General features: G+C 53.7%; 16 protein-coding genes. 10 read left to right on the forward strand and 6 right to left on the reverse strand.

Annotated elements, in window-relative coordinates:
- The first annotated feature begins 29 nt into the window (after positions 1 to 29).
- Positions 30 to 689, forward strand: a complete 660-nt coding sequence (locus EYC98_RS08505; RefSeq protein WP_279244920.1) for a hypothetical protein — start codon at positions 30 to 32, stop codon at positions 687 to 689.
- Positions 690 to 776: 87 nt separating this feature from the next.
- Here EYC98_RS08505 and EYC98_RS08510 read toward each other — a convergent pair whose 3' ends face one another.
- The gene (locus EYC98_RS08510) at positions 777 to 2,378 is read right to left on the reverse strand and encodes a flavin-containing monooxygenase (protein WP_279244921.1); all 1,602 of its coding nucleotides are present in this window, start codon (positions 2,376 to 2,378) and stop codon (positions 777 to 779) included.
- Positions 2,379 to 2,644: 266 nt separating this feature from the next.
- Here EYC98_RS08510 and EYC98_RS08515 point away from each other — a divergent pair, with 266 nt between their 5' ends.
- Both EYC98_RS08515 and EYC98_RS08520 read left to right on the forward strand, forming a co-directional pair.
- Positions 2,645 to 3,109 carry a hypothetical protein gene (locus tag EYC98_RS08515; RefSeq protein ID WP_279244922.1) on the forward strand — a complete coding sequence of 155 codons (465 nt, stop codon included), beginning with the start codon at positions 2,645 to 2,647 and terminating at the stop codon, positions 3,107 to 3,109.
- A gap of 43 nt (positions 3,110 to 3,152) precedes the next feature.
- Positions 3,153 to 4,388: an NADH:flavin oxidoreductase gene (locus tag EYC98_RS08520; RefSeq protein ID WP_279244923.1), complete on the forward strand. Its 1,236-nt coding sequence runs from the start codon at positions 3,153 to 3,155 to the stop codon at positions 4,386 to 4,388.
- Between the two features lie 26 nt (positions 4,389 to 4,414).
- Here the strand turns inward: EYC98_RS08520 and EYC98_RS08525 are convergent, their stop codons facing one another.
- Entirely contained in the window at positions 4,415 to 5,461 is a 1,047-nt protein-coding gene (locus EYC98_RS08525) for a haloalkane dehalogenase (RefSeq protein ID WP_279244924.1), read from the reverse strand.
- A 162-nt stretch (positions 5,462 to 5,623) separates the two neighbouring features.
- On the opposite strand from EYC98_RS08525, the gene EYC98_RS08530 reads away from it, so the two are divergent.
- From EYC98_RS08530 to EYC98_RS08540, 3 genes are all read left to right on the forward strand, one after another.
- Positions 5,624 to 6,391 carry an SDR family oxidoreductase gene (locus EYC98_RS08530; protein WP_279244925.1) on the forward strand — a complete coding sequence of 256 codons (768 nt, stop codon included), beginning with the start codon at positions 5,624 to 5,626 and terminating at the stop codon, positions 6,389 to 6,391.
- Positions 6,392 to 6,483: 92 nt separating this feature from the next.
- A complete protein-coding gene (locus EYC98_RS08535; protein ID WP_279244926.1) occupies positions 6,484 to 7,215 on the forward strand; it encodes an HAD family hydrolase in 732 nt (243 codons plus the stop codon).
- Positions 7,208 to 8,347: a phosphotransferase gene (locus EYC98_RS08540; protein WP_279244927.1), complete on the forward strand. Its 1,140-nt coding sequence runs from the start codon at positions 7,208 to 7,210 to the stop codon at positions 8,345 to 8,347. Before EYC98_RS08535 ends, EYC98_RS08540 begins: the two co-directional genes overlap by 8 nt.
- An 83-nt stretch (positions 8,348 to 8,430) precedes the next feature.
- On the opposite strand, the gene EYC98_RS08545 is transcribed toward EYC98_RS08540, so the two are convergent.
- The gene (locus EYC98_RS08545; protein ID WP_279244928.1) at positions 8,431 to 8,736 is read right to left on the reverse strand and encodes a carboxymuconolactone decarboxylase family protein; all 306 of its coding nucleotides are present in this window, start codon (positions 8,734 to 8,736) and stop codon (positions 8,431 to 8,433) included.
- A 60-nt stretch (positions 8,737 to 8,796) separates the two neighbouring features.
- Positions 8,797 to 8,979, reverse strand: a complete 183-nt coding sequence (locus EYC98_RS08550; RefSeq protein WP_279244929.1) for a carboxymuconolactone decarboxylase family protein — start codon at positions 8,977 to 8,979, stop codon at positions 8,797 to 8,799.
- A 139-nt stretch (positions 8,980 to 9,118) separates the two neighbouring features.
- Between EYC98_RS08550 and EYC98_RS08555 the strand changes: the two genes are divergently transcribed.
- On the forward strand, positions 9,119 to 10,375 hold the full coding sequence (locus tag EYC98_RS08555) for an acyl-CoA dehydrogenase family protein (RefSeq protein ID WP_279244930.1): 1,257 nt from the start codon (positions 9,119 to 9,121) through the stop codon (positions 10,373 to 10,375).
- A gap of 46 nt (positions 10,376 to 10,421) precedes the next feature.
- On the opposite strand, the gene EYC98_RS08560 is transcribed toward EYC98_RS08555, so the two are convergent.
- Entirely contained in the window at positions 10,422 to 11,081 is a 660-nt protein-coding gene (locus tag EYC98_RS08560) for a crotonase/enoyl-CoA hydratase family protein (RefSeq protein WP_279244931.1), read from the reverse strand.
- A gap of 43 nt (positions 11,082 to 11,124) precedes the next feature.
- On the opposite strand from EYC98_RS08560, the gene EYC98_RS08565 reads away from it, so the two are divergent.
- Positions 11,125 to 11,805 (forward strand): TetR/AcrR family transcriptional regulator, encoded by a 681-nt coding sequence (locus tag EYC98_RS08565; RefSeq protein ID WP_279244932.1) that lies wholly within the window; start codon positions 11,125 to 11,127, stop codon positions 11,803 to 11,805.
- 33 nt (positions 11,806 to 11,838) lie between these two features.
- Here EYC98_RS08565 and EYC98_RS08570 read toward each other — a convergent pair whose 3' ends face one another.
- A complete protein-coding gene (locus tag EYC98_RS08570) occupies positions 11,839 to 12,477 on the reverse strand; it encodes a hypothetical protein (RefSeq protein ID WP_279244933.1) in 639 nt (212 codons plus the stop codon).
- A 145-nt stretch (positions 12,478 to 12,622) separates the two neighbouring features.
- On the opposite strand from EYC98_RS08570, the gene EYC98_RS08575 reads away from it, so the two are divergent.
- Positions 12,623 to 14,284, forward strand: a complete 1,662-nt coding sequence (locus tag EYC98_RS08575) for a sulfatase (RefSeq protein WP_279244934.1) — start codon at positions 12,623 to 12,625, stop codon at positions 14,282 to 14,284.
- Between the two features lie 105 nt (positions 14,285 to 14,389).
- Positions 14,390 to 15,514: a glutathione S-transferase family protein gene (locus EYC98_RS08580; RefSeq protein ID WP_279244935.1), complete on the forward strand. Its 1,125-nt coding sequence runs from the start codon at positions 14,390 to 14,392 to the stop codon at positions 15,512 to 15,514.
- Positions 15,515 to 15,521 lie beyond the last annotated feature (7 nt).

A 15,521-nucleotide genomic window follows, 5' to 3' on the forward strand; every position in this document is an offset into this window, starting at 1 on the left:
TAATTAGAAAGCTATTATTTTCAAGCGCAATGACGCTGATCGGAGCGTTCCTGTTGATATTCTGGCTGGGGTTCCTCTCTGCGCGCCCACCGTTGACTACCGACCCGGCTGCGCTTGCCGGTGATGGTAGCGTCCTCAATTACTGTGAACTTCCTCAACTGGATGGCAGTGGTAAACAGGCGGAGGATATTGCCAAGGGCAATACGCCCGGGTGTGCCTACAGCCACTTCCCCTTGCCTATTCTTGCCGAGTGCACTGAGCCCTTGCCAGCAGGTGCTGAGGATATCCGCGGGCTTTGGCACGCAGTGGAAGGCGCGCACAGGGGGCACGTAGAGCGAGTGGAGCAATGCGGCAGCCGAGTGGTTGTGACATCCTCGGGGATTATTCATGACTACGGGCCTAACAGCAGCGCGGGTCTCAACACCAACGACACCGAGGGTGCTGTCTTATTCAGTGTTGGCGCAAGAGATTTCTGTATGCGGACCTCCGCCTCCATGATCTGGGAGGAGGGGGTACTCAACTTCTATGCCTTCGGCTGGGGGCCGAAAGTGGTAGCGCGCTATCTGGAAGGCGATCAGATGGTCTGGGAATACTTGGACGGCAGCATTAATCGAATGGAGCGGATTTGTTTGCTGCCTGAGGAGCACAAGATTCCAGCGCCTCGCGGCAGGCGCATATCATTGTTTTAGTGTAAGCCCTTGGTCGTCATAACACTGGACGCAAGTCCAACTCGATTATCGGCTTCTTGTAGGTGGCTTGTCGGCTGAAAAGTCAGGCTATTTTCGAATAAAGCCTTCATAACCATTGGCGACAGCTGAATCACACAGCTCGGCAAAGCGCGGGAACCCACCCACATAAATCATAAATCCGCCTTTCTTGCCCTCAATGTTTTTGCCGTTGTACCAGGAGTCAGCAAACTTGTGCAGCGATTGTTCTGACACCATGTCGACTTCCTCAGCCCACTGCTGCTCAGCCTGCTCGGTTGCATCAATGTGCACCAAGCCTTCATGCTCCATGCGATCGATGATATCGGCGGTCCAATTGACCTGCCACTCACCGGTGGTAATCATTTGAGCCTGAGCAGCCGGGGTTGAAGGGCCGTGAATCATAAACATATTGGGAAACCCGGAAACCATTGCGCCGAGATAGGTGGTAGGGCCCTCAGCCCACTTGTCGGTTAGGGTGGACTTGTTGCTGCCCTGAATATCTATGCGGGACATGGCGCCGGTAACTGCGTCAAAGCCGGTGGCGGTGATGATCACGTCCAGGTCGTAGTCTGCGCTCAAGGTACGCAGGCCTGATTCCGTAAATTCGGCAATAGGGGACTCTTTCACGTCTACCAGGGTTACATTGTCACGGTTATACATGTCGTAGTAACCATTGCCGATACACAGTCGCTTACCGCCGATGGGGTAGGTAGTTGGGCAGAGTGACGTGGCGGTTTCTGGGTTTTTCACTATTGAGCGGATTTTATCGCGTACGAATTCACAGACCAATTCATTGGCTGCGGCATTGGTCATCACGTCTCGAAATGCAAACAGCAGCTGAAAGGAGCTTTTTGAATTCCACGCCTGCTCAAGAATTTCTGCTTGCTGCTCTGGGCTGCATTCAGCAGCTGTTGCTGTCGGATACTCAATGATTGAAGCGCCGTAGGTCTGCAACATCTGTCTGCGACGATCTTCATAATTGGCTTTCCAGTCTTGTTCATAAGCCTGGTCAAGAGGTCTGTTTCCAGAGGGCATGCAAAACGCCGGGGTGCGTTGAAAGACCACTAGCTCTTGGGCCTGTTCAGCAATAATCGGCATAGCCTGAATGCCGGTAGATCCGGTGCCGATAAAACCAACCCGCTTGCCAGCGAAATCAACGCCCTGTGCCGGCCATCTAGCCGTGTGATAGATGTCGCCCTTAAACCTGTCTCGGCCTGGCCAGGGCGGCATGTTTGGAGCTGTCAGGCTGCCTGTGGCAGCAATAACATAACGGCACAGCAAATGATCGCCGTTGTCTGTGTAAACATGCCAACGATTCTCTACTTCATCAAATTGCATGCTTTTGACTGGGTTGGAAAAGCGGATATGCTCGCGCAGATCAAAACGGTCCGCGACGTGATTTGCATACCGCTCCAGATCTGGCTGGGCGGAGAAGTACTCTGGCCAGTGCCATTCCTGCTGCAGTTTTTCGTCGAAGCCATACGAATACTCAACGCTTTGAATATCCACCCGTGCTCCCGGGTATCGGTTCCAGTACCAGGTTCCACCCACGCCAGCGCCAGATTCAAGGCATACAACCTTGTAGTTGCGTAGGCGATGTATAGCGTACATTCCTGAGAAACCCGCACCTATAATCACAATATCTGCGTGTTCTACATTCTTATTGCTCATAAAAATCCCGGGGCAGGTCGTTAGGCCTGAATAAGTAATACCAAACGTAATGGCGAAGATGCCTGCTGCGTTTTGGCGGTCTTAAACAAGAATAGCAATGGACCCTGTCAGATACCACAGGGGCGCGATCACCTTGCGCTGACTGCAGGACGGACTTCATTCAGCCGGGGTCGTCATTGGTTCGGTGCAACACGGGGCAGAGAAACGGAAGCAGGCACTACCTCAAGGCCACACGATATTTCACGGTCGCCTGGGGTGCTTTTATTGTGGTGCCGGCCTTGATGTTCATATCCAGTGAAGGCTCTGTGCTGGAAATTCTAAGTAAGATTGGATCGTTTTTTGTCGGCGCAAAACTCGGTTGCTACGGGCTGGGTTTTTACTCCAAGCATGCGACTGAAAGAGGCGTTCTGATTGGCGTGGCGGCAGGCTTTATCAGCTTGTGGGCATTGGAAGTATGGGCCGATGTGGCCTGGCCGTGGTATTGCGCTATTGGTGGGTTTGTCACCGTCGCCGTTGGCTGGGCTGCGAGTGTGCTTCTGGACGGCTGGCAGCAACACTACCATCCATACACAGTAAAGGGTCAGGCAACTTTATTTGCTGAGGAAAATCGACCTCTGAAACAGGATGGTTGGTATCTACTACCAGGCAAGGTTGATCCGTGGGCGTATGGATTGCTAGTCTTTTTTGTATTGAGCCTATTGGGATTATGGCTATTTCAATATCTGATCTGATGCCCTATGTTATTGCATCAAAGTATCGAATAAGTTGCGCGCGATGAGCCAGAATCTACAGAGAGCCTTTCAGCCCGCCATGCTAGGTAAGCTGGAATTACGTAATCGCCTGATAAAGGCGGGTACGTTTGAGGGTAAAACCCCGGATGGCGTGCCTGGAGATCAGCTGTTGAATTTTCATTTGGGTATCGCCGAAGGTGGTATTGGTATGACCACGCTAGCGTATTGCGCGACTGAAAGTGACGGTCGGCTCAATGATCAAATGATGTTTATGCACGAGGGCATTCGCCCGCAGCTAACTGCCACTCTTCAAAAGTTGCAGGCTACCGGTGCCAGAGTCTCCGGACAAATGGCGCACTGCGGCAATTTTTCGAAGAATAGAAACCTCACTCGTCTTAAGCGCCCTATGGGCCCATCAAGACAAATCAATATGTTGGGATTACCTGCCGGTATGCCTTTTGCGGGCGCTATGACTCACCCGCAAATTGACGAGATGGTGCAAACATTTTATGACGCTGGTGTGTTCATGAAATCAGTCGGCTTTGATGCCATAGAGCTACACATGGGTCACGGCTACGGCCTCAGTCAGTTTATTAGCCCTCGCACCAATAAACGCAACGATGAGTATGGCGGCAGCCTGGTAAATCGCATGCGACTGCCATTGCGAGCATTGGAAGCCGTCCGTAAAGCGGTGGGGGACGATTTTCCGGTCGTTGCCAAAATTAGTTTGATGGATGGGGTACGTGACGGCCTGCAGCAGAACGAATCCGTTGAGTCAGCCGGTATGCTGGATGAAGCGGGTATTGATGGTGTCATTACCAGTGGTGGTACCAGTTCCATGAATGTTATGAAAATGTTTCGTGGTCCAAGCATCGTGCACGGCATGATCGAGCAGGAAAAGAACATCATCATGAAAACCGGGTTGAAAATCATGGGGCCGAAGATGTTTCGGAACTACCCCTATGAAGAGCTGTACTTTATGGAAGGCGCGCAGCAGGTACGTGACCGGATGAAGAATGCCAAGCTGATTTACATTGGTGGCTGCTCAACCATGGAGAGTTTTGAAAAAGTTATGTCTGCGGGCGTTGACTTTGTTCAGCTGGGACGTCCGTTGCTGGCTGATCCAGCCTATGCGAATAACGCCAAGGCCGCGTTGGATGCGGGCAAGTCCTACCGCAGTGGTTGTACACACTGTAATCGCTGTGTGGCCTTGATCGATTCTCCCGGGGGTATCCGCTGTCCTGAGCTGCACGGTGATGAAAGCGGACGCATGAATTAGTCCGCATAGGGCTTCACCGTCTGGGCTTAACTGCCTTCGATAAAATCGCTTAACAGTTCTACAAGACGTTCAGGTTGGTCTTCCTGAATGAAGTGGTTGGCGTTTTGCACAGTAACATGGGGTTGGCCTGCAGCACCTGGCACGCGCTCCTGCCACAGGCTATCCATGCCCGCTGTTACCGGATCTGAATCCCCGAACGCCGTAAGGAAAGGCTTGGACCACTGGTCGTATACCTCACGCATGGCCCGATCATTTTGCCGCAGTTGGCTTGGAACCAGATAGGGAAAGATGCGCGCTCCCGCCAGATGGGCTTCGTCTGGGAATGGCGCTGCATAGCCCGCAAGCTCAGCCTTGGACAGTTCGCGTGAGGTGGCGGTCTGGAACAGGTTCTCCATATCAAAGTTATCGGTAGTCAGCGCGTAGGCGACCCAGCTTGCGAAGGAAAAATCCGTACCCTCGGGCGCCAGCTCGTTGACGTCACCCTTGGCCCATACGGCCATTCTGAACAAGGGATAGCCAACCCAACCGCCGATGCCGCCAGCCGCTGGCAAGCCGGTATTGGAGATCATAATTCTGGCGAAACGGTCCGGTTCATCGGCGACAACGCGAAGCCCAATCAGGCCGCCCCAATCTTGTCCGAAGAAGGTGGCATCGCGCAGATCAAGCTCACGCACCAGGGTAGTAATCACGTCGACGTGCATCTGGTATGAATAGTCGCTCTGGGCGATGGGCTTGTCAGACTTGCCAAAGCCCACGAGATCGGGAACGACCACGCGAAACCCAGCCGCGGCCAGTGGCGGGATCATATGGCGATAGAGATAGCTCCAGGATGGCTGGCCGTGCAGTAACAAAATGGGGCTGCCGTCGCGAGGGCCTTCGTCGAGGTAGTGAACCCGATAACCCGAAATTTCCTTATAGTTGGCGGCGAAAGGGTAGTCCGGTAGGTTATTGAAGCGGTCCTGGGGGGTACGCACTACCTCTCCTGGCTGCCATTGTGTCGGTGCTTGCAGGCTCAAGATAGCGGCGCTAACCACTAGGAGAGTAATGGCTAGACCCCAGAGAATTTTGCGCATGATGCTGGCCTTTTTAAGTGGATATGATTGGAAAGTATAGAGTAAGCGAAGCGTGCTTGTGGGGAGATTTTTCAGCAGTGGGGTTTTCTTTGCCCGGGCTCTGCCTTTCCGGCCAGCGGCATTCTATACTGCCATCACCATTTTCCAGAGAGAGTCGTCACTATGTTCCAACGCACCCGCAAGTTGATGAGTGTTTTACTGTTGAGTATTGCTGCAACATATACTCCAGCGACGGTATCCGCTGACGATAGCGAAGGAACAGTTCTGATAACCGGCGCCAACCGGGGGATAGGACTGGCTCTGGCTGAGGTTTTCAGCAACGCGGGGTATTCGGTGATTGGCACCGCTCGCAGGCCTGCCGCAGCCACAGCTCTGCAAGCTCTTTCAGTCAGAGTAGAACAGTTGGATGTGACTGACCCGGAAAGTGTCGCCAGACTTGCCGGTGCAGTGGGCAAGCAGCCTATCGATATTCTGATCAATAATGCGGGTATGCTGAGCCCTGAAGCGCGTGATTTTTCACAGCTGGATATTGAAGGTCTTCTCACTGAGTATCAGGTCAATTCGCTAGGTCCTTTGCGAGTGACCCAAGCTTTGTTGCCCAATGTCGCAGCCAGCGAAGGTAAAATAGTGGCCAATGTCAGTAGTATGATGGGGAGCATGCAGCTCAACACGTTTGGTTGTTGCTTGGGTTACCGCGCCAGTAAAGCGGCTCTTAACAGTTTCACTAAGACGTTAGCCGTTGATCAGGGTAAGACCGGGGTGGTGTTTGTGGTACTCCATCCAGGCTATGTCAAAACTGATATCAATGGCGGCGCCGGGCAAATCTCATCCGAGCAGAGTGCCGCGGGACTGTTCAAGGTTATTACCGGACTTGATGAGTCGGCCAATGGAAGCTTCTTTAACTACGATGGCAAAGCCATGCCTTGGTAATGAGATCCTAGAATACTCAGGTCGAGCGTTGTGAGCCCGCTGGCGCCTTCCTGCAAACGTGCTAATCTAGGCTAAACTTAGGGAGTCTAACGTTGGCGTTCAAAGGCGTATTTTTCGATCTTGGTGGTACTTTATTCAGCTACAGTGGGCGACTTGGCAGTGCTGGCATAGCACATGTGGTGCGCACCCTGCGCTTGGATGCAGCCCCTGAGGCTATTGGAGCAGCCTGGGGTGTGGCAGCGGCCGAAGTGGGCGAGCGTTACGGCAAGGACAATTATTTTCTCCACAAAGACCTGTTTCAAGACACCTTGCGTCTTTTTTTGGACGGGTTCGGTCTGCAAGCCTCGCCGCAACTTGCCGAGGAATTTCATCAGCTGCAGCTTGAAGCTGTGGTTACGAACCTACCGATAAGAGCAGACTGTCACAGCACTTTAGCGGGGCTAAGGGCAAAAGGTATTTATGTTTCCATTGTCAGTAACATTGATGATGACTACTTAGATCCGTTGGTTACCAATCATGGTTTGGACAAGTGGCTGGATGATTGGACCAGTTCGGAAGAAGCGCAGTCCTGTAAGCCGCACGCCGGAATCTACCACCACGCGCTGTCCAAAAGTGGTTTGAAGTTGCAAGAAGTGCTTTTTGTCGGCGATTCCCTGCATCATGATGTCGCTGGAGCCGCTGCCATTGGTATGCCGTCAGCACGTATTGTAGAGCCGGGTGTTAAGACTCCGCTGACACATGGTCTGGAGGTAACAGCTGAGCCCGATTACGAAATTGCCGAACTCACCGATTTGCTTGATCTAGTCCTAGGGGTTCATGACTGAACGGTCATTTTTGCCAGAGACTCCCGAGCAGCTCTCTGCTGCTTGGCTTAGTACTCTATTTGATGGCGAAATTAATTCCGTAGAGCAACGGGTACTGGGTGCCGGCGTTGGCTTTATGGGCGACGTAGTTCGACTGGAGCTCAGTAGTGGTAGTGCGGATGTGCCGCGCTACCTGATTGCCAAGCTACCCAAACTTGAGAACCGTGTAGTCGGTGAGTTACTCGGGGTTTACGAGCGTGAAATTATGTTCTTTCGCGAGTTCGGTGATGATTTACCGATTCGCGCGCCGCGACTGTATTTCAGTGAATTCGATCGTGATCGCGGGTCTGAGAATCAGAAGCCGATTATCCGCGCTCTGGATCGCTTGCCGGGTTTTATGAACGGTCTACTGGCGTGGGCAGCCATGCGCGCCGCTGGTGCTAAGGAACGACGCTATCTGTTGTTGATAGAGTACTACGAGGATATGCAGCCCGGTGACCAATTGGTAGGTATTGATGCGGCCGCCTGCGGGAATGTATTGCAGGAGGTTGCTGCACTGCATCGACGCTATTGGGCTGATGCCTCCTTGCAGGATCATTTTTGGTTGATGGAATTGGATATCGACGCCCGCATGCGCCAAGGGTCGCTGAGAAGACATTCCGAATCTTATCTGAAGCGGCTGGAGCCGTCAGTTGCAGGGCATATCGAGTGGCTGCGCAAACATACCTCAGAGCTTGTTTTTGCGTTCTGCGCTCAGGCGCCAACGACTTTACTGCATGGCGACCTGCGACTGGACAACCTGGTTTTCAGTGAAGAAGGCTGTGCATTTCTGGATTTTCAAATGGTGCGCAGTGGGCCGGCCGCATACGATTTGGCCTACTTTATAAGTAGCGCGCTGGATGAACATGCTACTGCTGAGGAGCGTGATGATATTCTGCGCCAATACCATGCAGCGCTAAATATTGCAGACTACGACTTCGATAGTCTGCGCCGTGACTACGCTAGAGCGGTGATGATCGTGTTTGCGACATTGGCAGGCAATGATGATGTGCAAATAGATGATGGCCGCGGCAGTGAGATGATGGAAGGCTGGTTGCGGCGCCTATGCGCTTGCGTAAAGGCGGTTGACCTCGATAGTTTGTTGGATCGCTAGGGTAAAGGGCTGGGCAGAATAAATTCTGCCCTACAATTTGCGTGCCCCTGTGGGGGCGACTTTATTCGTCCATGTCGCCGCGTTTAGTATTTATTGCCAGGATCACTCACAAGCTCCCGCATATCGTCTGGCACATCGGGTGGCTCCAGGCTGTATAAGCCACTTTCTATCGCCTCGGGTATATCAAACACGTTATTAAACTTGTGAATCGAGTCCCAGATGCCTATCGCAATGGTTAACTCGACCACCTCCTCTTCGGAGTAGTGTTCACGCAGTCGCGCCATAAAAGCGTCGTCGACACCATGAGCGTGGTTGGTGACAAAATCTTCAGTCAGATCAAGTGCTACTTTGAGTCGTTCATCAAGGTCCGACTCGCGATGGTCCATCATTTGAACCACCATTTCTTCTGTTAAACCATTCCGCTGAGCCTCAGCAGATCGAGCGGGAATTCAGTAGCGGCAGCGGTTGATGTTAGCAGATTTAAGGCGTACCAAATCCTTCAGCACCGGCTCCAATCGGCTGTGTGACCAGAGCAACCCGTAGCGGAACATAAACCCCTTGAACAGATCCGGGCAGTGAGCGTAAACCCCGGCAAAACCATCAAACCCTCCGGCATCAGAAACTCTAGACATAGCTGTATCCTTGGCAACTTTTCGTTCACCTTACGCCGTTGTGTACTCGAGCTCAAACCGGGCTGATTTGTGATCGGAAAACGTATGACTTGTGGTAGGCTCCGTGGCGCATTATTAGCAGACTGAAGGAAGTAAAAAGATGATCGAGTGGAGTGAAACACAATTAATGGTGCGCGATACCATGCGCAAATTCTGTGAAGCGGAAATTGAACCGAATCTTGATGTGCTTGAACACGGCGATACGCCACCTTACGACGTGTTGCGTAAGATGATGAAAACCTTTGGTACCGATGTGATGGCGGTAGAACGCTTCGAAAAAGACATTGAACGCGAGAAAGCGATCGCCGCGGGAACCGCAGAACCCACCACCAAGCAAAAGCAGGCGCCTGCCAACGCTGAAGAACTCGCTCAGCGTATGGACGCCGTGGCAATGCGGATGATTCCCAGTATTGAGCTATCACGGTACTGCCCTGGAATGGTAACCGCGCTGGGTGTCAGTGTTGGGCTTACGGCGGGCGCCATCTTATCCAAGGGCACAATCGCCCAGAAGGAACGCTGGGTCCCAAAACTGCTCACTCTTGAGCACGTTGGATCCTGGGCGATTACTGAGCCTAATTCCGGTTCCGATGCTTTTGGCTCCATGAAATCTTCTTGCAAGCGCACAGAGGATGGCGGCTACTTGTTGAACGGCAACAAGACCTACATCACCAACGGACCTTATGCGGATACCATCGTGTTTATCTGCAAGCTGGAAGAGGAGGGCGTTGAGGCCCGCGACCGCAAAGTGCTTAGCTTTATTCTTGACTCCGGCATGGAGGGTCTCGCGCAAAGCAAGCCGTTCCGAAAAATGGGTATTCATTCGTCGCCCACCGGTGAGCTGTTTCTGAACGATGTAAAAGTGGGCCCGGAACGTCTACTGGGTGAGACTGAGGAAGTGTCAGCACGATCTGGCGCCAAAGCTACTTTTGGTCAGGAACGTGCCGGTGTCGCCGCTATGGCGCTGGGTATTGTCGAGCGCTGCCTTGAACTTTCCGTGGCCTATGCCAATGAGCGCGAGCAGTTTGGTCAGACCATTGGCAATTTCCAGCTGATCCAGCTGAAGCTCGCAAAGATGGAAGTAGCGCGTGTGAACCTGCAGAACATCGTGTTCCGATTCATCGAGTTACAGGCTCATGGCGGCAACCCCTCGCTGGCAGAAGCTTCCGCTATGAAGCTATATGCAGCCCAGGCAGCAGTGGAGGTAGCGATGGAGGCGGTGCAGATTCATGGCGGCAACGGCTACATGGCTGAGTATCGCGTTGAGCAGTTGGCACGTGACGCCAAAATATTGCAGATTTATGGGGGTACTGATGAGATTCAGATTACTCATATCGCCAGAGATCTGTTGGCGAGATAGGTTATCTGAGCCGCTGGCTTAGGTCAGGGGCTCAAGATTTCACCAGTTACTTCAGACCGTCACGCATGCATTGCAGCGCTACTGCGCGAATGGCCAGCTTGTTCTTTGCAAACTGTGCTTGCGGTAATTGGGCGAGTTTCTCAGCCGCATCAGTACTGCGCGCAGTTAGTTCGTCAGCGCTGACGGTTTCATCCAGTAGACCGGCGCTTACCGCCTGATCCGGATCAAAATTTTCAGAGTTCAGCGCTACACGCGTCAGGAAATTAGGTGGAATGCGGGACTCGGCCAGTCCCATCAGCAATGGCGGTAATTCCATGCCTATGGCCGTCTCGGGCAGACTCAGTTTGAACTTACCCTGACAGCCAATGCGCATGTCGCAGGTCATGATGACAAAGGCGCCTAATGCAATGCCGTGTCCGGTGCAGGCTGCAACCAACGGCAGCGGAAAGCTGTACAAACGCAGTAACAGCTCAAAACCGGCGTTTGCCATGGCCGTGCCGGCTTCAGCGCCTTTCTTGAATTCACCGAGGTCGAAGCCGGCAGAAAACATGCCGTCGCGGCCGCGCACGATAACGGCGCCGACTTTTTCACGTTCAGCTCTATCAAGAGCTTCATTAAACGCGGCTATAAGCGCCGGTCCAAATGCGTTGGCCTTGCCGTCGTCCATCGTCAGGGTGGCGATGTTATTGGTAACTTCGTAGTTCATAAAAAATCTCTGCATCTTTAAATGGCACATAGGATGTCATTATGTGTTCTGCAGCACAAGCACGCATGCTAGACTGGTTCTATTTATCCACTCAAAAATTGTCGCGGTGATTACATTGGCTAATTCGAAGGGCAGCCCTAAAACCCAAAAACCAAAGGTGGTTGATGGGCGCCGCCTGCGCAGTGAACGCAGTCGCCAGGCCATGATAGATGCAACGCTGGAGCTTATGGAGGAAGGTGTGCTAATTCCAACCGCCCAACTGATCTCTGAGCGCGCAGGCGTGGGTATCCGTTCATTTTTTCGTCACTTCGCCGATATGGAATCGCTTTTCATCGAGATCGACCAGCAGACCCGTGAATCTTCTGAGGCGCTGTTTATCGGTGGGGATCGGGAAGGCACGACTGAAAAAAGAATACTGCACGCGGTGGAGCGTCGTGCAGATGGCTATGAAGACCAGAAGAATACGATTTTGTGCGTTGCGGCGTTGAGCTGGAAGCATAGTTTCTTACGTGAAAACTATGCGCACTACCAGCGGGCGTTACGTAAGGATCTTGATGACTGGTTGCCAGAACTGAAAAAGCTGCCACGCGCCAGACGCGAGGCGATAGATGCGCTCGCGTCATTTGAAATGTGGCATCGGCTGCGTAGCCATCAAGGGTTGGGTAAAAAACAAGCTATCAAGATCGTCGTCGAGATGATAAGTGAGGCGATGGCAGCGAGCTGATTTAGCTGTCTCGCCAACCTCTATAGCGCCTATTCAGGCTCGCTGTTTATGCCGCCCGAAACAGGCGATATCAAGCAACGCGGTCAACGCCAGTAGCGTTAAGCCAAACAATATTCTCAGATCCCCTGGATTCAGGCTGGTTTCGATCGGGTAGGCAATAGTCTTGTCCAGTGCCGCCAGCTTGAACTCATGACGTTCGCTCATGGCCGGATTACCGACTATCTCCATCAGGGTGCGGCGGCTGCGGTAGCGGAATATCGCTCCAGCGGTCCATTGTTCTGCCCCTTCGATGCCGACCAGGTCGATGGTACTGTACACGGCATCACCGTAAATCACCGGGTGTGAAGCGCGCTTGAGCAGAGCGGGAAACATGTATTCCATGTAAAGCCCCATTAGCTCACCGGCGCTTGCACCTGGCTCGGCGCCCTCGACATCGGGAGGGTTGTCATTCATGTCAATCGCATTCAGCATCAAAAACTGGTTCCCGCTATCCTCGCGGAAAAACGTCTCCATTCTGGCGATTAATTCGGGGTCGCCGCCGCGCTCCTGCATTGAGCTAACAAAAGTATCGACCTCGGCGTCGGTGAGCGGGCCGCCGAAGTCTGTATACCAGGTAACAAATACCGCATAGAGTGCTGTAGGTACTAGCCAGAGTAAAAGACGTCTGTTCATGTGGGTTCCCAGCTGGGTCAGTTTACAGAGAATATATATAATGGCATTATCTGTGCCAAAATAGAATCCACGTTTATAGCGCCGTGCAGCAGGCGCTTGTCGCGGTTTGAGGGAGCTGTAACCCACACTTATGGGAGTTCGTCACATGTTTAGAAAAATACTGTTGGTACTCTCATTGCTTGTTATCGTAGCTGCACTGGCCTGGTTCAAGCGGATTGATGTCATGCTGGCTATGGTCAAGTTTAAGTCGGAGCGGGAGCTTGTGGTGGCCCCCAACCGGGAGATCCAGTGGCAGCAGGGCCCGCAGCAAGCTAGCGGCGAGCGTCCGCCCAATATCATTCTGATTCTTGCTGATGACCTTGGCTATAACGATATTTCGACCTTCGGCGGAGGTGTCGCCGGTGGTCGCGTACAGACGCCGCATATAGACCAACTAGCGGCCGAAGGAGCGGTGTTCAGCCAGTCTTATGCCGGTAACGCCACCTGCGCGCCCTCGCGGGCGATGATCATGACCGGGCGCTACCCAACCCGCACCGGGTTCGAGTTCACCCCCACACCGTCAGGTATGGGCCCCATGGTGTCCATGGTCGGCAGTAGCATGAAAAACGGCTTACCGCCCGCAGAGTTTAACGATGTCGGAGCGGCCGAGGCGCCTGCCTATGAATTGCAGGGTTTGCCCAGTTCTGAAGTGACTATCGCCGAGGTGCTGCGGGAACGTGGCTACCATACCGCGCATATTGGCAAGTGGCACCTGGGCAGGGGTAAGGGTTTTGCGCCCAATGACCAGGGGTTTGACGAGAGCCTGCTGATGAGCAGTGGTCTCTATTTACCGGAAGATGACCCGAATGTGGTCAACGCCAAGCTTGAGTTTGACCCGATCGACAAATTTCTGTGGGCCCGAATGGGTTATGCGGCTTCCTTTAATAATACCGGTAGTGATAGCTTTGAGCCGGGCGGCTATCTCACTGACTACTGGACCGATGAGTCCATTGCCATGATCAAGGCCAACCGCAATAGGCCGTTCTTCCTGTACCTGGCGCACTGGGGCCCGCACACGCCGCTGCAGGCGACCCGGGAGGATTATGAGGCGGTCGGGGATATCCAGCCCCATCGCTTGCGTGTGTATGCGGCCATGATACGAGCGCTGGACCGCAGCGTTGGGCGTATCATGGCAACCTTGGAAGAACAGGGCATTGCCGATAATACCGTGGTGGTATTTTCCAGCGACAACGGCGGTGCCGGTTATATCGGGCTCGACGCAGTCAACGCGCCTTTTCGGGGCTGGAAGTTGACCAATTTTGAGGGCGGCCTGCGGGTGCCACTGCTGGTTAAATGGCCGCAGCAAATAGCGCCGAGCACGCAAGTAGATACGCCGGTCGCTCATATTGATTTGATGCCCACGCTGGCCGCGGCGGCCGGTGCAGCGGTGCCAGATGGTGTTGTTATAGACGGCCGCGACTTGCTGCCGCTAACGACCCCTGCAGGAGCTGCAGACTGGGACCGACAGACCTTGTTCTGGCAAAGCGGCTACTATCGGGTGGTGCGCCATGGGGATTGGAAGTTACAACTATCTGATAAGCCCTCGAAGGCCTGGCTGTATGACCTGGCGCAAGACCCCACCGAGCAGGTTAACTTAGCCGCCGTGCGGGCGGATAAGGTCGCAGAGCTGGGTGCTTTACTTGACGCCCATAAAGCCTCGGCGCGCCCGCCGCTGTACCCCTATGTGGCGGAGATGCCGGTCGCCATTGATAAATCGCTGGCGGACCCCTTCCTTGAGGGAGATGAATACATTTATTGGCCCAACTAGCGGCAACAGCGCCATCGGGGACTAGCAGCCGGTGGTATTGGCAGATAACAGGCCCTGCGCGGCGCTGTATTTTTCGAAAGCGCCGCACGATAAGGAATTGCAAGCATGAACGATATTCACCGGCTTTACGCCATTACCCACTCGCTTTACTCCGGTCGCGCTCGCGCGTACCTGATCAAGCAGGGGATTGCCTTCCGCGAGTTGTCTACCGGGCATGAAAGTTTCAAAGCCGAAGTATTGCCCAAGGCGGGCATACCGACCATTCCAACACTGGTGACGCCGGACGGGGAGGTTATCCGTGATGGCGCGGCGATTATTGAGCACTTTGAGGCTTCCAGTGGCCGGCCCAGCCAACCGCTTGGGCCGCGTCAGCGCATCATGAGTGCGTTGTTTGATGTGATTGGCACCGACGGCTTGTTGCGTCCGGCCATGCATTATCGCTGGAACTTCGAGGACAACCTCGATTTTATTCATTACCACTTTCTGCATTCACAGCGGGACCTGCCACAGCGGCAGGAGAAAACCGAGCACATGATGGGCAGAATGCGTTTTGCGGCACAGATGTTTGGCGTCAATGATGAGACCACACCACTGGTAGAAGAACTGTACCTGGACTATCTGGCGGCCCTTGATAAGCACTTTGGCCAATACCCCTACCTGCTCGGTTGGCGCCCCTGTATTGGTGATTTTGGCTTGCTGGCGCCCATGTATGCCCACCTGGGTCGAGATCCTTATCCGGCGCAGCTGATGCAGCAGCGTGCGGTGCGCGTCTATCGTTGGGTTGAGCGTATGAATCGGGCCGACCAGGATGTACCTGAATTTTTTGACCCCGGCTCAGATTTTCTGGCGGATGATGAAGTGCCTGAGACTCTGATAGCGGTGCTGCGAATTCTGGCTGAGGACTTCATTCCCGAGACCCGCGCAGCGGCAGAGGCAATTAACCGGTGGCTAGAGGAAAAACAGCCAGAGCAGGGTGCCCCGGCAGTGCTGCGCTTGAGTGAGGGTATGGGTAATGCTGAGTTTGCGGTCAGAGGTCAGTCGATGACTGCCATTGCCCAGCCCTACCGATTCTATCTGCTGCAACGCGTGCAAGAAGAATATGCCGCGCTGGCTGCCGATGAGCAGGCCAGCGTCAAGCAGTTGCTGGAAGCATGTGGCATGAGCGCGGTACTCGCTATTACCTTGCAGCGATCGCTGGGACGTGCCAATAACCTGGAGGTATGGTTGTAGGCGCCGG

Source organism: Candidatus Litorirhabdus singularis (assembly GCF_026262625.1).
In the GTDB taxonomy this organism is placed as follows: Bacteria; Pseudomonadota; Gammaproteobacteria; order Pseudomonadales; family Halieaceae; genus Litorirhabdus; species Litorirhabdus singularis.